Below are 23,623 nucleotides of genomic sequence, written 5' to 3' on the forward strand. Positions count from 1 at the left end.
GTTCGCGCGCGGCACTGTGACGTACTTCATGCCGCCCGGCCCGGCCCCCGTCACTGGTCATCGAGGTAGTCCCGCAGCGCTTGCGAACGCGACGGATGGCGGAGCTTGCTCATCGTCTTGGCCTCGATCTGGCGTATGCGTTCGCGCGTGACGCCGTAGATCTGCCCGATCTCCTCCAAGGTCCGGGAGCGACCCCCGAAGAGCCCGTACCGCAGGGAGATGATTCCCGCCTCGCGCGGGGCCATCTCCGCCAGGAGATCCCGGATGGCCCGCTGGAGGAGGCCGAACGTGACCACGTCCCAGGGGGAGGGCGAGTCGCTGTCCATGATGAGGTCGCCGAACTCGGTGTCGCCGTCGTCGGACAGCGTGATGTCCAGCGAGACGGGTTCCTTGGTGCAGGCGCTGAGTTCGGCCAGCCGCTCCACCGTGACGTCCGCCTTCTCCGCCAGTGTCTCCGGCGTGGGCTCGGTCCCGGTGTCGCGGATCAGCTCGCGACGGACCCGCGCCACGCGGTTGATGACCTCCACGGCGTGGACCGGTATGCGGATGGTGCGGCTCTGGTCGGCCAGGGCTCGGGTGACCGCCTGCTTGATCCACCACGTCGCGTACGTGGAGAACTTGAAACCCTTGGTGTAGTCGAACTTCTCCACGGCCCTGATCAGCCCGGTGTTTCCTTCCTGGATCAGATCCAGGAACTGCAGTCCCCGTCCGGTGTAGCGCTTGGCGACGGAGACCACCAGGCGGAGGTTGGCCTCGGTGAGGTGGTTCTTCGCGCGGCGGCCGTCCTCGGCGAGGAGGGTCAGGTCGCGGCGCAGGCGCGGATCCGGACCGGGCTCTTCGGCGAGAAGGTGCTCGGCGTACAGCCCGGCTTCGATGCGTTTGGCGAGCTCCACCTCCTGCTCGGCGGTCAGCAGCCGGACTCTGGCGATGAGCCGCAGGTAGTCCTTCACCTGGTCGACCGTGCCGCCGTCCACGGAGAGCCGAGGTTCGGGCGCGTCGGTCTCGTCGTCCTCCGCGCGCGGGAGTTCCTCCGCGTCCTCCACCTGGGCCGCTGCCTCCGAGACGCTCACGTCGGCTCCAGCAGTGAGCGCAGGAACCGTCCGGTGTGCGACCGGGGATCGGCCGCGATGTGTTCCGGGGGGCCTTCGGCGATGACCTCTCCGCCTCCGTGACCGCCTTCCGGTCCCATGTCGATCAGCCAGTCGGCCACCTTGATCACGTCGAGGTTGTGCTCGATCACGATGACCGTGTTGCCACCGTCGACCAGCCGTTGCAACGCCGTCAGCAGCCGGTCGATGTCGGCGACGTGGAGGCCGGTGGTGGGTTCGTCCAGCACGTAGAGAGTGCGGCCGCGGGTACGGCGCTGGAGTTCGGTGGCGAGCTTGACGCGCTGTGCCTCGCCGCCGGAGAGCGTGGTGGCGGGCTGGCCGAGCTTTACGTAGCCGAGCCCGACGTCGTCCAGGGTCCGCAGATGCCGGGAGATGATCTGGTGGCCGTCGAAGAAGTCCAGGCTCTCCGCGACGGTCATGGCGAGGACGTCCGCGATGGACCTGCCCTTGTAGTGCACGTCGAGGGTTTCCCGGTTGTACTGGGCGCCCTTGCACACCTCGCACGGGACGTACACGTCCGGCAGGAAGTTCATCTCGACCTTGATGGTGCCGTCGCCGTAGCAGTGTTCACAGCGGCCGCCCTTGATGTTGAAGGAGAACCGGCCGGGCTGGTAGCCGCGCACCTTCGCCTCCGGGGTCTGGGCGAACAGCTTGCGCAGGTGGTCGAAGACGCCCGTGTACGTCGCCGGGTTGGAGCGGGGGCTGCGGCCGATCGGCGACTGGTCGACCTGGACCATCTTGTCGATGTGCTCGATGCCGGTGATCGTGCGGTGCCGGCCCGGCACCTTGTGCGCGCGGTGGATCCGCTGGGCCAGGGCGGTGTGCAGGATGTCGTTGACCAGGGTCGACTTGCCGGAGCCGGAAACACCGGTGACCGCGGTGAACAGGCCGAGCGGGAACGACACGGTCACGTCGCGCAGGTTGTGCTCGGACGCCGCGTGCACGGTGAGGGCCCGGCCCCGGGCGGGCTCTCGGCGCCGCGCGGGCAGGGGGATCGTACGGCGCCGTGACAGGTAGGCGCCGGTGACGGACTCGGGGTGCTCGGCCAGGTCCCGGGCGCTGCCCGAGCAGACGATCCGGCCGCCGTGCGTGCCGGCGCCGGGGCCGATGTCCACCACCCAGTCGGCGACCCGCAGGGTCTCCTCGTCATGCTCCACGACGATCACCGTGTTGCCGCGGTCACGCAGCCGCTTCAGCGTCTCGATGAGCCGCTGGTTGTCGCGCTGGTGCAGCCCGATGGACGGCTCGTCCAGCACATACAGCACGCCGGTCAGCCCCGCTCCGATCTGGGTGGCCAACCGGATCCGCTGCGCCTCCCCGCCGGAGAGGGAGGCGGCGGGCCGATCGAGCGAGAGATAGTCCAGCCCGACGTCGAGCAGGAACCGCAACCGCTCGCCGATCTCCGCCAGCACCGTCTCGGCGATCCGCCGCTCGCTGTCCGTCAGCTCCAACGCCCGTACGAACGCGACGAGTTCGCCGAGTGGCAGCGCGGCCGCCTGCGCGATGCTGCGCCCGCCGACCGTGACCGCCAGTACACCCGGGGCGAGCCGGGCGCCCCCGCAGGCCGCGCACGGCACCTCGCGCATGTAGCCGGCGAACCGGTTCTGAGCGGCCCCGGACTCGGTGCCCTCGGCGTAGCGGCGCGTGATGTGCGGGATCACTCCTTCGTAGCGGGCCAGATGCGAGCGGTCACGGCCGAAGCGGTTCCGGTACGCGAGACGCTGCCGCCGCTCCGCTCCGTGCAGCACCATCTCTCGTACGTCGGCGGGAAGCTGACGCCAGGGGGTGGCGGTGCTGAAGCCGGCGTCGGCGGCCAGGGCTTCCAGCAGCCGGGTGAAGTACTCGGCGCCGCTGGTGTTGGTCCACGGGGCGATGGCGCCCTCCGCCAGGGACTTGGTGTCGTCCGGCACGACGAGAGCGGGGTCGATCTCCATCCGCGAGCCGAGGCCGGTGCAGGTGGGGCACGCGCCCCAGGGTGCGTTGAAGGAGAACAGGCGGGGCTCCAGCGACTCCAGGCCGATGTCGTGGGAGCGCGGGCAGGCCATCGCCTCGGAGAACACCAACTCGCGCCCGGCCGAGCCAAGTTCCTGATCCACGAACTCGACCCGGAGGACACCGCCCGCGAGCCCCAGCGCGGTTTCCACGGATTCCGTCAGCCGCTGCCGGACACTCGGCTTGACGGCCAGCCGGTCCACGACCGCGTCGATGGAGTGCTTCTTGCGCTTGTCCAGTGCGGGCGGCGTGGCCAACGAGAAGACGGTCCCGTCCACTCGGACCCGGCTGAACCCGTCGGCGGACAACTGCCGGAAGACCTCGGTGTGTTCGCCCTTCCGGTCGCGGACGATCGGGGCCAGCACCTGGAAACGGGTCCCCTCCTCCTCGTCCAGCAGCAGATCGACGATGCGCTGCGGCGTCTGCCGGCTGACCGGCTCGCCGCACTCCGGGCAGTGGGGGTGGCCGATCCGGGCGTACAGCAGACGTAGGTGGTCGTAGACCTCGGTGATGGTGCCGACCGTGGAGCGCGGGTTGCGACTCGATGTCTTCTGATCGATGGCGATCGCCGGGGACAGCCCCTCGATGGCATCGACATCGGGCTTGTCGAGCTGCCCGAGAAACTGCCGCGCATATGCCGACAGGGATTCGACATAACGCCGCTGCCCCTCGGCGAATATCGTGTCGAATGCCAGACTTGACTTTCCGGATCCCGATACACCCGTGAATACGATCAGCGCGTCCCGGGGCAGTTCGACGGACACGTCACGGAGATTGTGCTGACGGGCACCTTTGACGACGAGCCGATTTCTCACTTCGTGAACCTCAGGTCTTGAGAGCTGGCCGGGGCCAACCGTAACACCGCAACATCGCTGGTTAAGGCCGCTGTTCAGCGCCCTTCGAGTGTGGGGAATATCGCCCTTGACAGGAAAGTCGAGCGTGTGGGCAATGGAAAGGGCTCACGCAATGGTTCCGGGTTTCCGAGGGGGTTGCCGGTGGGTGATCGGATCGGTCAGTACGCACCCGAGCCCGACCGACGGGCGCCGGAGCGCGACGGCCCACCCGGAGGCCGGCGCTTCCGCGTGATTGGGGGAACGAGAGAATCCCGGCATGGAAATCACCGCGCACGCGCTCAACCGGGCCACGCTCGCCCGGCAACTGCTGCTGGACCGTGAGCCGCTCGACGTCGGAGACGCGGTGCGACGTGTGGTCGCGCTGCAGGCACAGCAGCCCGCCTCGCCGTACATCGCGCTGTGGAACAGACTCAGCGGCTTCGACCCGGCCGGCCTCGACACGGCCCTCGCCGGACTCCGGACGGTCAAGGCGACGCTGATGCGACTCACGTTGCACGCGGTCCACGCCGAGGACTACCGGACCTTCCGCGAGGCCATGGAGCCGACGCTGCGCGGCGGACGGCTCGGCGACGCGCGCTTCAAGGCCTCCGGGCTCACCGCCGACGACGCCGCCGTACTGGTCCCGGATCTTCTGAAGTACGCCGACGAGCCCCGTACCCCCGCCGAGATGGGGGGCTGGCTGGAAGCGAGGCTGGGCGCACCGATGGAGTCGGCGGCCCAGCGGATGCTGCGGCAGTACGCGCCGCTCTGGCACGCGCCGACGGGCGGGCCCTGGTCGTTCCGGACCCGGCCGTCGTACGTCGCGGCGGGCATGCTGCCCGTACTGGCGGATCCTGACGTGGCCGCGGGGAGTCTGCGGACCCTGATCCGCCGCTACCTGGAGGGCTTCGGGCCGGCGTCGGTGGCGGACATGGCGCAGTTCGCGCTGGTACAGCGGGCCCGGGTCAGAACGGCGGTGAACACGCTCGCCGGCGAACTCGACCAACTGGAAGGCCCTGGCGGCACGGTGATGTACGACATCCCGGGCGCACCGCGGCCGGCCGAGGACACTCCCGCTCCACCCAGACTGATGGCGATGTGGGACAGCACCCTGCTGGCCTACGCCGACCGCAGCCGCGTCATCCCGCCCGCCTACCGCAAGCAAGTGACGCGTGTGAACGGCGACGTGCTGCCCACGCTGCTGGTCGACGGCTACGTCGCCGGCGTCTGGCGTGCCGTCGACGGCGGAATCGAGGCCACCGCCTTCCATCCCCTTCCAGGCGGTGTGTGGGAGGGATTGGCCGCGGAGGCCAGGTCGCTCATCGGGTTCCTCGCCGCCCGCGACCCCAGGGTCTACGGACGCTACGACCACTGGTGGGCCAAGGGACTGCCGGGCGCGGAAATACGGCTGCTCCCTGGTGACTGAGCCGGGTGACAGCGGGAACGGGCGGCCGTCGGGAGCGCGGGCTCACGTGTCCGGGGTCGTGCGGTCGGCGGCGCGTCATCCCGTTCCTGGAACAGCGCGGCCTGCTCCTCGTCGCGCGACGAGCGGGCCGGGCGCCGGCTCAGCGCGTTCGCGCGGTCGTGCGGCGCGGCTTGTAGGGTGCGTCGTATGCCGGATGCCCTGCCCCGTCCCGAGCCGTTCACCCAGCAGACCGCCCCCGCGGCGCTTGAGGACCTCCGCGCACGGCTGCGCGCGACGCGCTGGCCGGACGCGCCCGAGGACGCCGGGTGGTCGCTCGGGACGGACCTCGCCTACCTCCGCGAGCTCGTCGCCTACTGGGCGGACGGCTTCGACTGGCCGGCGCAGGAGGCGGCGCTTGCCCAACTGCCCCGCTTCCGCGCGCGGCTCGGCGGCCTCGGGATCCACTTCGTGCACGCCCGGGCCGTGGCGCCGGCCGGGCCCGTCCTGCCGCTGGTCCTCAGCCACGGCTGGCCGGACTCGTTCTGGCGCTACGCGAAGGTCATCCCGCTCCTCACCGATCCCGGCGCACACGGTGCGGACCCCGCCGACGCGTTCGACGTGGTCGTACCCGACATGCCGGGCTACGGGTACTCCGACCGCCCCACCGGCCCGCCGCTCAACTCCATCGCCGTCGCCGGTCTGTGGGCCGAGCTCATGGGCGTCCTCGGCTACGAGCGGTTCGGCGCGGCGGGCGGGGACATCGGCAGCCACGTGAGCCGCTACCTCGCGCTCGACCACCCGGATCGGGTCGTCGCCGTCCACCGCATGGACGGGGGCCTGCCCGTCTTCGCCGGCGACCCGGCGGACCTCACGCCCGAGGAGCGCGCCTGGTTCGAGGGCGCCGCGGCCTGGGGTGCGACGGAAGGTGCTTACGGAGCCATGCACCGCACGAAGCCCCAGACCGCCGCCTTCGGGCTCACCGACTCACCGGCCGGGCTCGCCGCGTGGATCGTCGAGAAGCTCCGGGCGTGGAGCGACTGCGACGGAGACGTCGAACGGCGCTTCACGAAGGACGAGATCCTCACGAACGTCACGCTCTACTGGCTCACGGGGACGATCGGCTCGTCGATGCGCATGTACCACGCGAACGGCGCGATTCCGCCCGAGCAGCTCACCCGCCGGGTCGAGGTGCCGTCCGGCTTCTCGCTCTTCCGCGGCGATATCGTCCGGCCGCCGCGAGCGTGGCTGGAGCGCACGGCGAACGCCGTGTTCGTGACCGAGCCCGCGCGCGGCGGGCACTTCGCGCCGTTCGAGGAGCCCGAGCTCTACGCGGAGGAGCTGCGCGCGTTCTTCCGCCCCTACCGCCCGGCGGCGACCGACTGAGAGCGCCGCCCGCGCGCGGGGGGCGGCCGGCTTCCCCAGATGCGGCCGGTGCGGCGGGGCAGGACGATGGGAAGGTGTTCTGCCCGCCGGCCGGGGTCCTGCTCGGCCTCGGCCTGGGGCGGGACCGCTCGGGCGACCAGGCCCTGTCCGGCCGGTCTTCGCGGGCCCGCGACGCCGCAGTGACATGAGCCGCTGCCGCGGCCTGATCCGCGAAGACCGACCGGACAGGACCTAGCCGCGCATACAAGGGGTAGCCATGTTGATCATCGGGATTCTGCTGATGGCGGCCGCCGCCGCTTTCACCGCTCTGCTCATCGTCTTCAACCTCTCGGGAGGACCGGACTACGTCGTGTCGCTGTTCGGTAGCCACCCGTTCACGATCAACGCGCTGGGTGCCTTCCTGAGCGGGATCGCGCTGACGCTGATCTTCGGCCTCGGGCTGTGGCTCGCGCTGGGCGCCGCGGCTCTCATGGCCCGCAGGAGCAGGAAGCGGCGCGCAGCACGTGATGCCGTGGCCGAGCGCGAGGAACTCAGGGGGCGACTCGACGAAACCCGCGCGGACTCGGACAGGGCGAGCTCCGCGGCCAGGGGCACCACCGAGGCCTCGCGCCGCCCGGCGCACCGCTTCCATCTCCCCAGGCACGGCCATTAGTTCCGGGGCGGATACGTGCCTGAACCGGGCCGGTGTGTCCACGCCCCAGGCTTACGCTCCCGTGTAGAAGCGGATCGTCGCGTCCGTGGTGGCCGCCACGACTTCGGCGTCCGCGCCCGAGGCGGCATACGCGTCGCCCCATGCCTGGCCCGACCGCGACATGAGCGCCTTCGCCTCGGGTGACGTCTGCCAGGCCGCGGCCTCCTCCTTGCTCATCGCGCCGCCCGCGAGGTGCATCCCGAGCCCGAGGGACATCAGGTCCCAGCCGACCCCGACCGCCCCGGGACCGAACTGCCCCCAGAACTCCTCCGGCACCACGGACACATGCTCCAGCTCGAACACCGTCCGCCCCTCGCCCTCCGGCGCGAGCCGCACCTCGACCTCGCTGAATCCCGGCTCCGGCCCGAACAGCCAGCTCACCCGCAGTCGCGCCGGCGCGGCGCACTCAAGGATCTCGCCCCCGGCGTTCCCCTCCAGCTGGTAGCGCCCGCCGACCTTGAACTCCCCGCTGACCGGCAGGAACCATCGCCCGATCCGCTCGGGCGAGGTCACCGCGTCCCATACGTCGGCGACGTCGGCGTCATACGTGCGCCGCAACAGCACCGTACGCGCCTCACCCGCCGCGACCCGCCGCGTGCCGACCTCCCGGTGCAGCCGGTTGATCTCGTCGACGATCTCACTCATCTCCGCTCACTTCCTCTCTCATCCTGCGCTCGCGCTTTCCCCGCGCGAGCTCCGTCCCGAGCGCGTCGAGCCGTTGCTCCCAGAACCCCCGGAACCTCTCCAGCCACGCGTCCACCTCACGCAGCGGCTCGGCCTCGACGGCGTACAACCGCCGAGTCCCCTCCGCCCGCACCGATGCGAACCCGCTCTCCCGCAACACCCGAAGGTGCTGTGACACGGCCGGCTGAGAAATCCCGAACTCGTCCTGGATCACGGCACTGACCTCACCCGACGCCCGCTCGCCCGAGGCGAGCAGCTCCAATATCCGGCGTCTGACCGGATCCCCCAGAACGTCAAAGGCGTGCACGCGGCGACTATGCCACCACTCGCTTATATAAGGCAAGGGTTATGAATGGTCGACGGCTGTCCCGCCAGCTTTCCATCGTTGAAAATGTGCGTGCACGACTGTTGTTATGTGTTTGGGGCTGTGGCTCAATGTTCGACTGTGTGCTGCCGCATCCCGCAGGTGCGAGGCACTTCTGTCCCTTCGACGAGGACGACGCCTTGAGACGACAACCACTTCGCCCCCGCACGCTGCTTCGAGCACTCGCGTGTGCCGCCGCGCTGCTGCTTCCCGTGGGCGCCACGCTGGTCCCGGCCGCCGCTGCCGCTCCGACCGCCGCTGCGACCGTGAACGCCTTCGCGTCCGACGACCCGGCCACCGAGGTGCACGGACTGAAGGGGGAGTACTTCCGCATGTCCGCGCCGGGGGCCCGCGACTTCGCCGAACTCGGCGGCGTGGCACTGGACCCCGAGATCAACTTCCCTGGTCTCACCGGCACGTTCGAGTCCACGACCGGGCGCACCGAGCACACGACGGCCCGCTGGACCGGGCAGATCGAAGCCCCCGCGACCGGTGACTACACCTTCTCCGCGATCGGCGACAACGGGTTCAGGCTCTTCCTCGACGGCGCTGTGGTCATCGACCACTGGCAGCCCGACTGGGACGTCGAGCAGCACAGCGAGCCGATCGCGCTGACCGCCGGCGAACCCCACGAGTTCCGGCTGGAGATGTTCCAGGACACCGGCGGCGCCAACATGTTCCTGCGCTGGGCGAGCCAGGACCTGAAGAAGCGGATCGTGCCGGAGGAGGCGTTCACACCGCCCGCCGACTTCGAGGTCTACCCGGTCGCGCTGAGCGTGGCCGAGGACGGCAGGCGGCTCCAGGCGACGTTCAACGACAAGGTCGAGAACACCGGCGGCGTGAAGGACCATCTGAAGATCGAGGCCGACACCTCACCGATGCCGGTGACGTCGGTGGCCAGGGCGTCGGACAACCCCAAGGCGCTGATCGTGACGCTGGCGGCCCCCGTCCAGAAGGGCCAGCAGGTCCGCGTCGCGTACGACGGTGCGGGCGGCCTGCGGGCAGGCGGGGAAACCGTCCCCGAGATCAGCCGCACCGCCAAGAACCGGTCCACACACCGGCTCACCACCACATGGGGCGACAAGCTGGACCGTAACCACCCGCTGCCGGAGTACCCCCGGCCGCAGCAGGTGCGCGATCAGTGGAAGAACCTCAACGGCCCCTGGGAGTTCGCCGGAGCGGCAGCGGGCGAGCAGCCGGCCTTCGGCAAGCGGCTCGGCGAACGGATCACCGTGCCGTTCCCGGTGGAGTCCCAGCTCTCGGGTCTTGAGCGGCACGAGGATCACATGTTCTACCGCAAGCTCGTCACCGTGCCGGAGAACTGGTCCATCGGCAAGGGCCGCGACGGCGGCAAGCGGCTGAGGCTCAACTTCGACGCCGTCGACTACCAGGCCGCCGTCTGGGTCAACGGCAAGAAGGTCGCCGAACACACCGGCGGCTACACCGGGTTCACCGCCGACATCACGGACGCGGTCAAGGGCACCGGCCCGCAGGAGATCATCGTCGCGGTCACCGATGTCACCGGACCGAATCAGCCGAAGGGCAAGCAGTCCACCCACCCGGGCGGGATCGTCTACACCCCGTCCTCCGGAATCTGGCAGACCGTCTGGATGGAGCCGGTCGCGCCCGCCGCGGTGGACTCCCTGACCACCACCCCGGACATCGGCAAAGGCACCCTCGCGCTGACCGTCAACTCCGCCGACGCCTCGCCCGGCGCCCGGATCAAGGCCGTCGCCCGCGACACGAAGGGGAAGGTCGTCGGTACGGTCACCGGTCCGGCCAATCGCGCGCTGACCCTGCCGGTCAGGAACCCGCGCCTCTGGTCGCCGGACGACCCGTATCTCTACGACCTCCAGGTGAGCCTGACGGACGGCCGGTCCACGGACCGCGTCGACAGCTACTTCGGGATGCGTTCCCTCCGTGTCGAGAAGGTCGGCGGCTACCAGAAGCTCGTACTCAACGGGAAGCCGTTCTTCTCGCTCGCCATGCTGGACCAGGGCTTCTGGCCCGACGGGCTGTACACCCAGCCCAGTGACGCCGCGCTCACCTTCGACCTGAAGGCGCAGAAGGACCTCGGCTTCAACGCGGTGCGCAAGCACATCAAGGTGGAGTCGCCCCGCTGGTACTACCACGCCGACCGGCTCGGTCTGCTGGTGTGGCAGGACTTCGTCTCCAGCGACATCACCGGCGATCAGGGCAAGCAGGCGTTCCTCGCGCAGGGCAAGGAGATGATGACGCAGCTGCACAACGCGCCCTCGATCGGCGGCTGGATCGTCTTCAACGAGGGCTGGGGCGAGTGGGACCGGGTCGAGACCGGGAAGATCACCGAGACCGTACAGGCCGATGACCCGTCGCGTGTCGTCAACGCCCACAGCGGGGTCAACTGCTGCTCGTCCAAGGGCGACTCGGGCAAGGGCGACATCATCGACCACCACGACTACCTGAACAACGACGCGCCGTTCCCCGACCACCGCGCCGCGATGGACGGTGAGCACGGCGGCTTCACGCTCCGTACCGCCGGACACATGTGGCCGGGTGCTCCCGCGGCGATCTACAGCGGGGTCGCGGACAAGGCCGCGCTGACGGCGAAGTACGTCGAGAACACCCGAACGTACTATCTCGCCGCGGCCGGAGCCGAACTGTCCGGCTCCGTCTACACCCAGGTCAGCGATCTGGAGAACGAGCTCAACGGGCTCTGGACATACGACCGTCGTGAGATCAAGGTCGACCCGAAGAAGGTGCGGCAGATCAATCAGCAGGTCATCGCGGCCGGCGCGGCGGCCGGCGACCGCGACCGGCTGAAGGGCGGCGCCGCCTGGTCGCTGGACGAGAACAAGGGCACGACGGCCCGGGACAGCGGTCCCAACAAGGCGTCCCTGACCCTCGGTGAGGGCACCACCTGGGCGCCGGGCGTACGGGGCTCCGCCCTCCGGTTCAACGGCCAGGGCCAGTACGCCGAGACCCGCGGCCCGGTGGTCGACACCACCGAGAACTACTCGGTGTCCGCGTGGGCCACGCTCGACTCGCTCCCCGGCAACTACGCCACGGTGGTCAGCCAGGACGGCCGGCGGACGGAGAATCCCTTCTATCTCCAGTACGGCCAGGGCGCGTTCGCCTTCAGCACCCCGGGCGGTCACCGCGCCCGTCTGGAGATGAAGCCCGAGACCGGAAAGTGGTACCACCTCGTCGGTGTGCGGGAGGGAGACGACCTGAAGCTGTATGTCGACGGCACGCTCGCGGCGACAGCCCCGGCCGGGCCCGCCGATGTCAGCACCGGACCGCTCTCCGTCGGCCGTGCCAAGTGGAACGGTGGGAACGTCGACTTCTGGACGGGCTCCGTCGACCAGGTGAGGGTGTACGACAAGGCGCTCACCGCCGCGGAGGTGAGCGCGCTCCACGACGGCGAACAGCCGTAACGCACGACGGCCCGGCAGCGACGGAGCGAGTCGCTGCCGGGCCGGGCCGCCCCCGTGGCCCTCACGCCGCACGGAGGCTCAGATCAGGGCGCCCACGGAGCCGCCACCGCCCAGGTGGTGTCCTCGGTGAACGTGGCCGGGTTGTCCCACGCGTGACCGCCGCCGGGAGTGGCCAGCCACACGTCGGAGTTGATGTGACGGATGTAGCTGCCGGGGAGGTTGGCGCTGGACAGGCGCACGCCGCCCGTGCCGGCGACCGTACAGAAGGTGGCGTCGGCCTTGAAGAGTGCCGAGCCGTCGTCGGCGTCCCGCCGGACCCGGAAGTCCCGGTGCCGCAGATACTCGCCGGGGTAGTTGCGGGACTCGAACGAATAGCAGTTGCCGTTGGCGAGACCGGTGACGACCTTCCAGGTGGCGTCGTTCTTGAGGAGTCCGTCGCTGCCGCTGTCGACGACCGCGGTGTGGGCCAACTGCTCGAAGTGGCGCAGGTACTTGTTGGTGTGGCCCGGGGTGGTGACCCGCAGGGAGATGTACTGCCCGGTGGGCAGGGTGACCGGTGGGGCGGGGGTACGGGAGGCCTGGATCAGCGCCTGGTTCGCCGCTCTGACCCGTGCGGCGTCGGCCTTGACCACCTGGCGGTCGTAGGTGAGCAGCCCGTTCACCTCGTTCTCGACGTCCGTGATCTCCGTGTAGACGGAGGCGGAGAGCCCCGCGGGCAGCTGACCGACACGGATGCTGTCGAGCAGACCGACGAGGCGGTCGTTGAGCGCGGCGAGGCTCGGCTGATCCTCGTAACTGAAGCCGCCGCCCGGATACCACTCGTGCCCCGGCACCTTGTACCCGAGCCCGCCGAACTCGCCGAGGACGGCGGCCCGGGTGGCGGTGGGGGCGGTGTTTCCGGGACCGACGTAGATGTGGTTGTCGACCACATCCCCATTGCCCCCGTCGACCGAGCCGCAGCAGTTGACCCCGCTCATGTTGTTCACCAGACGGGACGGGTCGTACGCCTTCACCTCGTCGGCGATCCTGGCCTGGTCGTACTGTCCCCAGCCCTCGTTCTGGTTGACCCACATGACCAGGGACGGCGAGCTGCGGTGCTGATCGATGACGGCGTGGTACTCGGCCTCCCACTGGGTGCGGGCCGCCGCGTCGGGGGTCTTCGCGGTGTCCATCGCCGGCATGTCCTGCCACACCAGGAGCCCGAGCCGGTCCGCCCAGTAGAACCAGCGCTGGGACTCGACCTTGATGTGTTTGCGCACCATGTTGAAGCCCAGGTCCTTGTGTGCCTGAAGGTCCGACCTCAGCGCGGCGTCGGTCGGCGCGGTGTAGATGCCGTCCGGCCAGTAGCCCTGGTCCAGGGTGCCGGTCTGGAAGACGAACTGTCCGTTCAGCACGGGGCGCAGGACATCGCCGACCTTCGACGTGGCGATCGACCGCATCCCCGCGTAGCTGCCGACCGCGTCGACGACCGTGGCACCGTCGAGCAGTTCGGCTCGTACGTCGTAGAGGAACGGGTCCTCCGGGCTCCACAGGCGGGGGTTCGCGAGGCGTACGGAGATCTCCGCGCCCGCGGCGCCGGTCGCCGTAGCGACCACGGTCCCGCCGCTGGAGACCGTCACCCGGACACTGCGGCCGCCCGCCGCGGCGGCCCGCGCCGTCACCCGGAGCGTGCTGTCGCCCAGGTCCGGCGTCATGTCGAGACGGGTGAGGTGCGACGCGGCGACCGGTTCCAGCCAGACGGTCTGCCAGATGCCGGACGCCGCGGTGTAGAAGATGCCCCCGCCCGGATGGGGCGTCACCTCGTTGATCCGCTGCTTGCCGACCGCCTGGCCGCCGGTCTGTGTCGGGTCGTGGACGGAGACCACGACGGTGTTCGTACCGCCGTTCAACTGGGGCGTGATGTCGTACGAGAACGCGTCGTACCCGCCCTTGTGCGCCCCGACCTGGGTGCCGTTGACCCAGACGGTGGTCTGCCAGTCGGAGGCGCCGAAGTGGAGCTGGACCCGGCGGCCGGTCCAGTTCGCGGGGACCGTGAAGGCGCGCTTGTACCAGAGCTTGTCGTTCTCGGTGATCCTGCGCTGGATGCCGGAGAGCGCGGACTCGGCGACGAACGGAACCCGGATGCGGTCGGGGAACGCCGACGGCTGCCCGGCGTCACGGCCGGTCACCGCGAAGTCCCAGATGCCGTTGAGATTGGTCCAGTCGGGGCGGGTGAGCTGGGGGCGCGGATACTCGGGCAGCGGATTGTCGACGGGCACCTGGGCGGTCCAGGGCGTGGTCATCGGAGCGGGCTTCGGCGTCCAGGGCGCCGCCTGGGCGGGGGTCGTCGCGCCCCCTACCAGCGCGGTCGCCACCAGCGTCAGCATGCCGGTCGCGGCTGTCAGACGTCTCCACCACGGCCGGCGGCCGGGGTTGGACACACGCTTCATCGGTACGTCTCCTCCACGGATGACGCTCCCCGCGACCGGACCGGCGTGGGGGAGCGGTGCGGATGGGGTCGTGCGGCGGTCGTGCGGGTGATGAGGCGGCTCGTGGTACGGGTGATGAGGCGGCTCGTGGTGCGGGTGATGATGCGGGCTCGTGGTCCGGGGCAACTCGCTTGCAACGTTGCAAAATTGACGGTCGGCCGTATGACAGCATGCCGTCGAACGAGTGTCCAGGGCTGTCACGGAACCCGGCGCCCGCCGCCCGCCCGGCCGGGACGCCCCGGGCGCCGCGCGCGGCCGACATATTTTGGAAACGCATCGACAACTCTCTTGCCGCCTGCGGCGCAGCGCCTATATAACGTTGTAAACCGAGCCGCCGACAGGCAGCGCGGACTCTCACGACCGCCCTCGTCACCGCTCGTGGCAGGGCCGTGAGGATGCGGCGTCATCAAGCCCTGACGCGGCTGATGACCGTTCAGCGCGCCCCGTCCATGCCCTGCCCCATGCCCCGACCGCACCCGACCGGAGTGCCGTCATCCCGCCAAGGAGCGTCCCGCGCATGATCAATCAGCGTCGATCCCGTACTCTCACCGCGGCCTGCGTGTTCGCCGCGACCGCTGCGCTGGCCGTCTCCGGCTGCTCCAAGTCGGAGACCACGGACAGCGCGGGCGGTGACAGCGGCCAGGGAGCCCAGGCGGCCAAGACCCCCGAGGCCACGTCCGGTTCGGGCTGCTCGCTGCAGACCTACGGCGCGCCGAAGCTGGACCTGAAGGACGCGGTGGTCGGCTTCTCCCAGTCGGAGAAGGAGGCCAACCCCTTCCGTATCGCCGAGACCCAGTCCATCAAGGACGAGGCGGCCAAGGTCGGCGTCAAGAAGCTGCTCACCACCAACGCGCAGTCGCAGCTCTCCAAGCAGATCAGCGACATCCAGGACATGCTGTCCCAGGGCGCCCAGTTCCTCATCGTCGCGCCGCTGAACTCGGACGGGCTGGAGCCGGCGCTCAAGGCGGCCGCGGCGAAGAAGGTGCCCGTCCTCACCATCGACCGCAAGGTCAACTCCACCGCCTGCAAAGACTATGTCGCCTTCCTCGGCTCCGACTTCGTGGAGCAGGGCAAGCGCGCGGCCGACGCGATGATCAAGACGACCGGCGGCAGCGGCAAGGTCGCCATCCTGCTCGGCGCCTCCGGCAACAACGTCACCACGGACCGCACCAAGGGCTTCGTCGATCAGCTGAAGGCCAAGGCGCCCGGCCTCGAAATCGTCGCCCAGCAGACCGGCGAGTTCGCCCGGGACAAGGGTCAGCAGGTGATGGAGCAGCTCATCCAGTCCAAGCCCGACATCACCGCCGTCTACGCGGAGAACGACGAGATGGGTCTCGGCGCGGTCACCGCGCTCAAGGCGGCCGGGAAGAAGCCCGGCAAGGACGTCAAGATCGTCTCGGTCGACGGCACCCGCAACGCCGTTCAGGCGCTGGTCGACGGGGAGTACAACGCGGTCATCGAGTCGAACCCGCGCTTCGGGCCGCTCGCCTTCGCCACCGCGCAGAAGTTCTACGCGGGCGAGGAGATTCCGGAGAACGTGATCATCGCGGACCGCGCGTACGACGAGTCCAACGCCAAGGAGTCCCTCGGCGGGGCGTTCTGACCCCTCCGCCGCGCGGCGAAGGGCAGCGCCCCCTTCGCCGCGCGGCCAGGTCCTGTCCGGCCACGGCGGTCCCGGGCCCACCCCCTTGGAACAGCGGAAGGCCAAGAAGACCCATGGCACCACCCGAAGCAGCAGCTCAGGCGCCGGCGGAGAGCACCCCGCCGGCGGCCGGCACCGTCCTCGAAGCCCGCGCGGTGAGCAAGCGGTTCCCGGGCGTCGTCGCGCTCGACAACGTCTCCTTCTCCCTGCGCGCGGGCGAGACCCATGCCCTGGTGGGCGAGAACGGCGCCGGGAAGTCCACCCTCATCAAGGTGCTGACCGGTGTGTACCGGCCCGACGAGGGCGAGGTACGGATGACCGGCCAACAGGTGCGGTTCGCCCGGCCGTTCGAAGCGCAGCAGGCGGGCATCTCCACCATCTACCAGGAGGTGAACCTCGTCCCGCTGATGAGCGTGGCGCGCAATATCTTCCTCGGCAGGGAGCCCAAGAACCGCTTCGGCCTCATCGACTTCGGCCGGATGCACCGCGAGACCACGGAACTGCTCGACGGGTTCGGTGTCCATGTCGACCCGCGCCGGCCACTGCACACCCTGGGCATCGGCACGCAGCAGATGGTCGCGCTGGCGCGCGCCGTGTCCGTCAACGCGCGGGTGGTCGTCATGGACGAACCCACCTCCTCCCTGGAACCGCGCGAGGTGGAGACCCTCTTCCGGGTCATCGCCGGCCTGCGCGGCCAGGGCATCGCCGTGATCTACGTCAGTCACCGCATGGACGAGCTCTACCGGATCTGCGACCGCGTCACCGTCCTGCGCGACGGCCGCCACATCCACACCGGCGACCTCGCGGAGCTGAACCGGATGCGGCTCGTGTCGATGATGCTCGGCCGCGACATGGCCGAGGTCCGGCGCAGCGGAGTGACCGGCTTCGCCGCCGGGGGACATGACGCGGAGCGCACGCCCGTACTCACCGCCAGTGGCCTGACCCGCCGTCACCAGCTCCAGGACGTCTCCCTGTCGCTGTACGGCGGGGAGGTGCTCGGCCTCGGCGGCCTCCTCGGCTCCGGGCGCAGCGAGACGGCGAAGGCCCTGGCGGGCGCGTTGAGCCTGGACGGGGGCGAACTCACCGTCGGTGGCCGCAGACTGCGCAGGCTCACCTCCGCGGGCGCGATCCGGGCGGGCATCAGCCTGCTGCCCGAGGACCGCAAGGCGGAGGGAATCATCCCCGGCCTGTCGGTGCGCGAGAACATCGTGCTCGCCGCGATGCCGCGTCTCTCCCGCGCAGGAGTGGTCTCGCGGCGCAAGCAGGACCGTATCGTCGAGGTCTTCATGAAGCGGCTGCGGATCAAGGCCGCCGGTCCCGAACAGAAGGTCGGGGAACTCTCCGGCGGCAACCAGCAGAAGGTGCTGCTGGCCCGCTGGCTCTGTCTGGAACCCAAGGTCCTCCTGCTCGACGAACCGACGCGGGGCATCGACGTCGGCGCCAAGGCCGAGGTCCAGGGCCTCATCGACGAACTCGCCGGCGAGGGCCTGGCCGTGCTGCTCATCTCCTCGGACATCGAGGAACTCATCGAGGGCGCCGACCGGATCGTCGTCCTGCGCGGCGGGGCCGTCGCGGGCGAACTGTCCGGCGACGACGTGGGCGAGAGCCAACTGCTCGAAGTGCTCGCCGACCACGCACCGGTGCCCGAAGGGAAGGCCCCGGCCGCACAGGAGGACCCCCGATGACCCAGGCCACTCTCACCCCCGCCCCCGCCCCCGCCCCCGCGCGCCCGCTGGCCCGGCTCCGTGACCCCGCCTGGTACCAGGAGTACGGCGTGTACGCGGCCGTGGCGGTCTTGCTGGTCTTCAACGCGCTGTTCACCGAGCACTTCATGACCGCCGACAATCTGCGCACCCAGCTCGTCCAGGTCGCCCCCATCGTCATCGTGGCGCTGGGCATGGCCTTGGTCATCGGCACCGAGGGCATCGATCTGTCGGTCGGCTCGACCATGGCACTCGCCGCCGCCCTGCTCCCGCTCTATCTCGGATACGGGCTGGTGCCGGGGCTCGTCGTGGCCCTGCTCGCGGGAGCCGTCGTCGGAGCCGTCAACGGCACCCTGGTCTCATTGATCGGGCTGCAGCCCATCGTCGCCACCCTGGCCCTGTTCGTCGGCGGCCGGGGCATCGCCCTGGTCATGGCCGACGGCCAGCTCAAGCAGATCATCAACCCCGACATCCTCGCGCTCGGCACCGGATCTTTCCTCGGTGTCCCGCTGGTGGTGCTGATCGCCGGGGTGCTCGCGGTCGCCGTCGCCTTCCTGGTGCGGCGTACCACCTTCGGCCGTCAGATCGTCGCCGTCGGAGGCAACCGGTCGGCCGCCTCCCTGGCGGGACTGCCGGTCACCCGCGTTCTGATGGGGGTGTACATACTCTGCGGAGTGCTGGCCGCCCTGGCGGGGATCCTCGCCACGGCCAGGCTGACGGCGAGCGACCCCTCCTCGCTCGGCACCCTCATGGAGCTCTCCGCCATCACGGCGGTCGTGGTCGGCGGAACCCCGCTCAACGGCGGCTCCATCCGGGTCCTGGGCACCGTCGCCGGCGCCCTGCTGATGCAGCTGCTGCGCGCCACCCTCGTCAAGCACGACCTGCCCGACTCCACCGCACAGATCGCCCAGGCGGCCATCATCATCGCCGCCGTCTACGTCGCCCGGGAGCGTCGGTCCCGATGAACGAAACCACACCCGCTCCGGTCGCTGCCGTCCCGGCGCCGAAGAAGACTCCCGCACCGGCCGGCGGCGGGGCTCCCCGCGAGGAACCCGCCGCCGAGACGCCCCTCAAGCAGCGTCTCGCCGAGCTCGTGCAGCGTCAGGGCGTGCTCGCGGTCCTTCTCGCGGTCATCCTCGTCGCCTCGTTCGTCTACCCGACGTTCGCCACCCTCGACAACGCCCGCGGCGTGACCGTCCAGGCGTCGTTCCTCGCCGTGGTGGCCCTCGGCATGACGCTGGTCATCATCACCGGAGGCATCGACCTGTCGGTCGGATCGGTGTTCGCGCTGGGAGGTGTGCTCGCGGCCTGGGCTTCACAATGGGGCTTCTTCACGGCGCTCCTGGTGCCCCTCGTGGTGTGCGGGGCGATCGGGCTGCTGAACGGTTTCCTCATCGCCCGCGCCGGCATGGCCCCCTTCATCGTCACGCTCGCCACGCTGCTCGCGGCCCGGGGTCTGCTCCTCGCCCTCACGGACGAGGGCGCCACCACCTATCTGGTGCCCAAGGACTCCGTGTTCGCCGAGCTCGGGCAGGGCAGCGTCCTGGGCTTCGGTTATCCCCTCCTGATCGCCCTGGTGCTGTTCGGGGCGGGCGGAGTGCTGCTGCAACGGACCTCTTTCGGGCAGTCGCTGTTCGCGGTCGGCGGGAGCAGCGACGCGGCCGGCCTGATGGGGCTGCCCGTCGCCCGTACCAAGATCCTGGTCTACACGCTCAGCGGGCTGCTGGCGGGACTCGCCGGCGCGCTGAACGCGGCCAGGCTGTCCTCGGGCGTCACCATCGTCGGCGTCGGCATGGAGCTCGACGCCATCTCCGCCGTCGTCATCGGCGGCACGCTCCTCATCGGTGGCGCCGGCTCGGTCAGCGGCACGCTCTGGGGCGTCCTGCTGCTGGCCGTCATCCAGAACCTGATCAACCAGATCGGCTCGCTCAACTCCTCGTACCAGTCGGTGGTCAGCGGCGGCTTCCTTATCGTGGTCGTCGTGGCACAGCGCTATCTGGCGCGCAGCCGCAGAACCACCTGAACCAGGCCGGGTTCCGCGTGGCCGTCCGGCCACCGGGACCCGGCCACCCCAGGGCCCCGGACCTCACCGGGGCCGGGTTCCCTGTCGAGTCAAGGAGTGCCGTGGGCGTCAGCCTCAAGGACGTTGCGCAACGGGCGGGCGTGTCCATCAAGACCGTGTCGAACGTGGTCAACAACTATCAGCACGTCACCCCCCAGATGCGGGCCAAGGTGCAGCGGGCCATCGACGAACTCGGCTACCGGCCCAATCTCACCGCGCGCCATCTGCGCAAGGGGCGCACCGGCATCATCGCCCTGGCCGTACCCGAGTTCGGCAACCCGTACTTCGCCGAACTGGCCGGCGCGGTCATCGACGCGGCGGCCAGGCACGACTACACCGTGCTGGTCGACCACACCGCCGGCCTGCGCGAGAACGAGCTCCTGGTCTGCCAGGGCTTCCGCTCGCATGTGATCGACGGCGTCATCCTCAGCCCGATCCACCTGGAGACCGAGGACCTCATGGCGCGCAGCGAGACCGCGCCCCTGGTCCTGCTGGGGGAGCGCGAGTACGAGGCCCCGTACGACCACATCGCCATCGACAACGTCACGGCGGCCCGCGCGGCCGTACGCCACCTCCTCGACCGCGGCCACCGCCGTATCGCCTTCCTCGGCTCACGCACCGGCCGCGAACGCCAGCCGGCCCATCTGCGGCTGCGCGGCTGGCGCGAGGAACTGGTGGCCGCGGGCATCGCGCCCGACGAGAGCCTGGTGATCGTCACCGACGGCTACGGACGGGAGGACGGCGCCGCCGCCATGGCCGCGCTTCTCGACCGGGGGGAGCGACCGGACGCCGTCTTCGCCTACAACGACCTCATCGCCATCGGCGCGATGCGCACGCTCACCGAACGCGGTCTGCGCATCCCTGACGATGTCGCCGTCGTCGGCTTCGACGACATCGAGGAGAGCCGGTACGGGGCCACCACGCTCACCACCATCGCCCCGGACAAGGAGGCCATCGCCCGGCTCGCCGTCGACAGTCTCGTCGAACGGCTCTCGGGCGAGCCGGTGGCCGAACCCCGCAGGCCCCGCCCCGGCTACCGCCTGGTCGTCCGCGAATCCACCGCGTCCCGAAGGACCCCGGACCCGGGGCAGCCGGGACACGCCTGAAGCGCGGCGGCGGGACCCCGGGACGCATCCGCACGCGCCGCCCCTGGCAGCCCACGCTCCTCCCCGCCATCCGTTCGTCGCAAGGATCCCTGATGCCCACCCCCACCGCGCACAGCAAGCCGTTCGGCACCGCTCCCGGGCGGAAGGAGGTCGATCTCTGGACGCTCGACTCCGGATCCGGAGTCCGGGCCGAGATCCTCACCTACGGCGGCATCCTGCACCGGCTCATGGTGCCCGACACCGCGGGAGACACCGCGTCGGTCGTCCGCTCGCTCGCCTCCCTCGACGACTACACGGGGAAGAACCCCTACTTCGGGGCCCTCATCGGCCGTTACGCGAACCGCATCGCGCACGGCCGCTTCACCCTGGACGGCGCGGTGCACCACATCCCCGCCAACGACCGCGGCCACGCGCTGCACGGCGGTCCCGACGGCTTCCACACCAGAGTGTGGAAGGCCGCGGCCCACCGTACGGACCGCACCGCGGCGCTCCGGCTCACCCTGCACAGCGCCGATGGCGACATGGGATTCCCCGGCGCGCTCGACGTCACCGTGACGTACACGCTCGACACCGAAGGCACCCTCGCCCTCGACTACACCGCGACCACCGACCGCCCCACGGTCGTCAACCTCACCAACCACGCCTACTTCGACCTCACCGGCGGGGGCGGCATCCTCGGCCATACCCTCCAGGTGGACGCCGACGGGTATCTGCCCGTCGACGGAGGGGGCATCCCGCGCGGCCCCGCCGTACCCGTCCGGCACACCCCCTTCGACCTCACCGTTCCGCACCCGCTGGGGGACCGGATCGGCCTGCCCGACGAACAGCTCAGTGCGGCCGGGGGTTTCGACCACTGCTGGGTCCTGCGGGACGCGGAACCGGGACGCGCCGCAGACCCGCGCCGAGCCGCCCGTCTCGCCGCCCCCGGCGAGGCGAGGGTGATGGAGGTATGGACCACGGAACCCGGCATCCAGGTCTACACCGCCAACCAGCTCGACGGCTCCCTCACCGACCCCGCCGGCCGGCCGCACGAACGGCACGGCGCCGTCTGCCTGGAGACCCAGCACCTGCCCGACTCGCCCAACCGCCCGGGTCATCCCTCCACGCTGCTGCGCCCGGATGAAGTGGCCTCCAGCCGGACCGAGTTGAGGTTCCCACACCTCAGGCGGGGACGGGACGCCACCGGCGGCTGAACGGTCCCCGCGGACGACGGCGGGACGGCGCGCGGCCCTTCTGAGTGCGTCGTCCCGTGCTGTCAACGGAGCATCGGCAGGGGAATTACCGCGCGATGGGCCACCGGTTACCGCCCGGAGTTAGCGTCCGTGAGTCCTCAGGGACACAGGCGTCCTCCAGAGGCGGACGGCGGGGGTGTGTACATACGAGCGGTGACGAACATAGAGGAGGCGCCTCGCCATGACAGGCAATGAGTGGCGACGGGCCGTGGTGTTGGGCGGGAGCATCGCGGGCCTGCTCGCGTCCCGGGCACTGTCGGAGACGTACGACGAGGTCGTCGTGGTGGACCGCGACGAGTTGACCGGCCTTCCCGAGCCCCGGAAGGGGGTGCCCCAAGGGCGCCACGTGCACGGGATCCTGGCGCGGGGGCAGCAGATCCTCGAAGAGTACTTCCCCGGTATCACCGGGCAGTTGGAGGAGTCGGGCGCGGTCACGGGCGATGTGGCCGGGAATGTCCGCTGGATCATGGACGGCGTCGCGATGAGCAAGGGCGACTCCGGGCTGCTCGCGGTGTCCGTCTCCCGGCCGACACTGGAGGCCCATGTCCGCCGCCGGGTGAGGGCGTTGCCGAATGTCGAGTTCCTCGACCACCGTGAGGTAGTCGGCCTGCGCTTCGCCCCTGGGGCGCGCCAGGTGACGGGCGTACGGACGGTGGAGCGCGGCGGTTCCGGCGATGCCTCCGTCCTCCCCGCCGATCTGGTGGTCGACGCCCTGGGGCGTGGCTCGCGGGTCCCGCGCTGGCTGAGACACCACGGCTGGCCGACTGTCCCGGAGGAACGGACCCAGGTGGGCCTCACCTATACGACACGCCACTACCGCGTAGGGCCCGAACCGTCGCCCGGTGATCTCTCGGTCGACATCGTTGCCACACCGGACCACCCGCGAGGGGCGATTTGCGCCCGCATCGACGGCGGGCGCCAGATCGTGACCGCGTACGGAATCCTCGGCGACGTGCCGCCCACCGACCCCGAGGGCTTTCTCGACTTCCTCAAGTCGCTCTCGTCACCCGAGGTCTACGAGGCGATGGTCGACCGGGAGCCGCTCGACGCCCCGGTGTCCTACCGGTTCCCCGCGAGTCTGCGCCGCCGCTACGAGCGGATGACACGCTTGCCGGCCGGGCTGCTCGCCGTGGGCGACGCGGTGTGCAGCTTCAACCCCACGTACGGACAGGGCATGACGGTCGCGGCCCTCGGTTCGCTCGTGCTGCGCGCGCACACGGCGGGCGGCAGCCTGCCCGATCCGCTCGCGTACTTCCGCGATCTCGCCCATGAGGCGGTCGACGAGGCGTGGCGGCAGGCGCTCAGCAACGATCTGGGGTTCCCCGGTGTCGAGGGGGACCGAACGCCGGAGATCCTCGCCGACCAGGAGTACATCGGCCGGATCCTGGAGGCCGCGCAGCGGAACGGTGACGTCGCGGCGGCCTACGCGCGGGTCATCGGTCTCGTCGACCCGCCCGAGGCCCTTCGCACCCCTGAGGTGCGTGCGGCGCTGGGGGCCGGCTGACGCGTTCGACGCGCCCGCGACGTCACGGT

At 70.3% G+C, this 23,623-nt stretch carries 16 protein-coding genes; 11 read left to right on the top strand and 5 right to left on the bottom strand.

The window, feature by feature from the left end; translation table 11 throughout:
* Positions 1 to 50: 50 nt before the first annotated feature.
* A complete protein-coding gene (locus IF11_RS0115380) occupies positions 51 to 1,070 on the bottom strand; it encodes an RNA polymerase sigma factor (RefSeq protein WP_078490701.1) in 1,020 nt (339 codons plus the stop codon).
* Positions 1,067 to 3,916, bottom strand: coding sequence for an excinuclease ABC subunit UvrA (gene uvrA, locus IF11_RS0115385; protein ID WP_030352154.1), 2,850 nt, complete (start codon positions 3,914 to 3,916; stop codon positions 1,067 to 1,069). Before uvrA ends, IF11_RS0115380 begins: the two co-directional genes overlap by 4 nt.
* Before the next feature lie 295 nt (positions 3,917 to 4,211).
* On the opposite strand from uvrA, the gene IF11_RS0115390 reads away from it, so the two are divergent.
* From IF11_RS0115390 to IF11_RS41605, 3 genes are all read left to right on the top strand, one after another.
* Positions 4,212 to 5,360, top strand: a complete 1,149-nt coding sequence (locus tag IF11_RS0115390; protein WP_030352155.1) for a winged helix DNA-binding domain-containing protein — start codon at positions 4,212 to 4,214, stop codon at positions 5,358 to 5,360.
* Positions 5,361 to 5,546: 186 nt separating this feature from the next.
* Positions 5,547 to 6,722 carry an epoxide hydrolase family protein gene (locus tag IF11_RS0115395; RefSeq protein ID WP_030352156.1) on the top strand — a complete coding sequence of 392 codons (1,176 nt, stop codon included), beginning with the start codon at positions 5,547 to 5,549 and terminating at the stop codon, positions 6,720 to 6,722.
* A 256-nt stretch (positions 6,723 to 6,978) separates the two neighbouring features.
* Positions 6,979 to 7,374 carry a hypothetical protein gene (locus tag IF11_RS41605; RefSeq protein WP_030352157.1) on the top strand — a complete coding sequence of 132 codons (396 nt, stop codon included), beginning with the start codon at positions 6,979 to 6,981 and terminating at the stop codon, positions 7,372 to 7,374.
* Positions 7,375 to 7,425: 51 nt separating this feature from the next.
* Here the strand turns inward: IF11_RS41605 and IF11_RS0115405 are convergent, their stop codons facing one another.
* Both IF11_RS0115405 and IF11_RS0115410 read right to left on the bottom strand, forming a co-directional pair.
* Positions 7,426 to 8,058, bottom strand: a complete 633-nt coding sequence (locus tag IF11_RS0115405; protein ID WP_030352158.1) for an SRPBCC family protein — start codon at positions 8,056 to 8,058, stop codon at positions 7,426 to 7,428.
* Positions 8,051 to 8,404, bottom strand: coding sequence for an ArsR/SmtB family transcription factor (locus IF11_RS0115410; protein WP_030352159.1), 354 nt, complete (start codon positions 8,402 to 8,404; stop codon positions 8,051 to 8,053). The genes IF11_RS0115405 and IF11_RS0115410 overlap by 8 nt, the downstream gene beginning before the upstream one ends.
* A gap of 197 nt (positions 8,405 to 8,601) precedes the next feature.
* On the opposite strand from IF11_RS0115410, the gene IF11_RS0115415 reads away from it, so the two are divergent.
* The gene (locus IF11_RS0115415) at positions 8,602 to 11,877 is read left to right on the top strand and encodes a LamG-like jellyroll fold domain-containing protein (protein WP_420894614.1); all 3,276 of its coding nucleotides are present in this window, start codon (positions 8,602 to 8,604) and stop codon (positions 11,875 to 11,877) included.
* A gap of 83 nt (positions 11,878 to 11,960) precedes the next feature.
* On the opposite strand, the gene IF11_RS0115420 is transcribed toward IF11_RS0115415, so the two are convergent.
* Positions 11,961 to 14,243 carry an AbfB domain-containing protein gene (locus tag IF11_RS0115420; RefSeq protein WP_240627777.1) on the bottom strand — a complete coding sequence of 761 codons (2,283 nt, stop codon included), beginning with the start codon at positions 14,241 to 14,243 and terminating at the stop codon, positions 11,961 to 11,963.
* A gap of 619 nt (positions 14,244 to 14,862) precedes the next feature.
* Between IF11_RS0115420 and IF11_RS0115425 the strand changes: the two genes are divergently transcribed.
* The 7 genes from IF11_RS0115425 (at position 14,863) to IF11_RS0115455 (ending at position 23,594) form a co-directional block, all read left to right on the top strand.
* A complete protein-coding gene (locus tag IF11_RS0115425) occupies positions 14,863 to 15,948 on the top strand; it encodes an ABC transporter substrate-binding protein (RefSeq protein ID WP_030352162.1) in 1,086 nt (361 codons plus the stop codon).
* Positions 15,949 to 16,061: 113 nt separating this feature from the next.
* On the top strand, positions 16,062 to 17,672 hold the full coding sequence (locus IF11_RS0115430) for a sugar ABC transporter ATP-binding protein (RefSeq protein WP_030352163.1): 1,611 nt from the start codon (positions 16,062 to 16,064) through the stop codon (positions 17,670 to 17,672).
* On the top strand, positions 17,669 to 18,655 hold the full coding sequence (locus tag IF11_RS0115435; RefSeq protein ID WP_030352164.1) for an ABC transporter permease: 987 nt from the start codon (positions 17,669 to 17,671) through the stop codon (positions 18,653 to 18,655). Before IF11_RS0115430 ends, IF11_RS0115435 begins: the two co-directional genes overlap by 4 nt.
* On the top strand, positions 18,652 to 19,713 hold the full coding sequence (locus IF11_RS0115440) for an ABC transporter permease (protein WP_030352165.1): 1,062 nt from the start codon (positions 18,652 to 18,654) through the stop codon (positions 19,711 to 19,713). The genes IF11_RS0115435 and IF11_RS0115440 overlap by 4 nt, the downstream gene beginning before the upstream one ends.
* A gap of 101 nt (positions 19,714 to 19,814) precedes the next feature.
* On the top strand, positions 19,815 to 20,858 hold the full coding sequence (locus IF11_RS0115445) for a LacI family DNA-binding transcriptional regulator (protein WP_030352166.1): 1,044 nt from the start codon (positions 19,815 to 19,817) through the stop codon (positions 20,856 to 20,858).
* A gap of 92 nt (positions 20,859 to 20,950) precedes the next feature.
* Positions 20,951 to 22,051, top strand: coding sequence for an aldose epimerase family protein (locus tag IF11_RS0115450; RefSeq protein ID WP_030352167.1), 1,101 nt, complete (start codon positions 20,951 to 20,953; stop codon positions 22,049 to 22,051).
* A gap of 220 nt (positions 22,052 to 22,271) precedes the next feature.
* Entirely contained in the window at positions 22,272 to 23,594 is a 1,323-nt protein-coding gene (locus tag IF11_RS0115455) for an NAD(P)/FAD-dependent oxidoreductase (protein WP_030352168.1), read from the top strand.
* The last annotated feature ends 29 nt before the right edge of the window (positions 23,595 to 23,623 follow it).

It is taken from the genome of Streptomyces scopuliridis RB72 (assembly GCF_000718095.1).
In the GTDB taxonomy this organism is placed as follows: Bacteria; Actinomycetota; Actinomycetes; order Streptomycetales; family Streptomycetaceae; genus Streptomyces; species Streptomyces scopuliridis.

Bases quoted from the DNA above. Each gene is read 5' to 3' on its own strand.
- IF11_RS0115390 (WP_030352155.1), top strand. From the start codon at position 4,212: ATGGAAATCACCGCGCACGCGCTCAACCGGGCCACGCTCGCCCGGCAA.
- IF11_RS0115395 (WP_030352156.1), top strand. From the start codon at position 5,547: ATGCCGGATGCCCTGCCCCGTCCCGAGCCGTTCACCCAGCAGACCGCC.
- IF11_RS41605 (WP_030352157.1), top strand. From the start codon at position 6,979: ATGTTGATCATCGGGATTCTGCTGATGGCGGCCGCCGCCGCTTTCACC.
- IF11_RS0115405 (WP_030352158.1), bottom strand. From the start codon at position 8,058: ATGAGTGAGATCGTCGACGAGATCAACCGGCTGCACCGGGAGGTCGGC.
- IF11_RS0115420 (WP_240627777.1), bottom strand. From the start codon at position 14,243: ATGCTGACGCTGGTGGCGACCGCGCTGGTAGGGGGCGCGACGACCCCC.
- IF11_RS0115425 (WP_030352162.1), top strand. From the start codon at position 14,863: ATGATCAATCAGCGTCGATCCCGTACTCTCACCGCGGCCTGCGTGTTC.
- IF11_RS0115430 (WP_030352163.1), top strand. From the start codon at position 16,062: ATGGCACCACCCGAAGCAGCAGCTCAGGCGCCGGCGGAGAGCACCCCG.
- IF11_RS0115435 (WP_030352164.1), top strand. From the start codon at position 17,669: ATGACCCAGGCCACTCTCACCCCCGCCCCCGCCCCCGCCCCCGCGCGC.
- IF11_RS0115440 (WP_030352165.1), top strand. From the start codon at position 18,652: ATGAACGAAACCACACCCGCTCCGGTCGCTGCCGTCCCGGCGCCGAAG.
- IF11_RS0115450 (WP_030352167.1), top strand. From the start codon at position 20,951: ATGCCCACCCCCACCGCGCACAGCAAGCCGTTCGGCACCGCTCCCGGG.
- IF11_RS0115455 (WP_030352168.1), top strand. From the start codon at position 22,272: ATGACAGGCAATGAGTGGCGACGGGCCGTGGTGTTGGGCGGGAGCATC.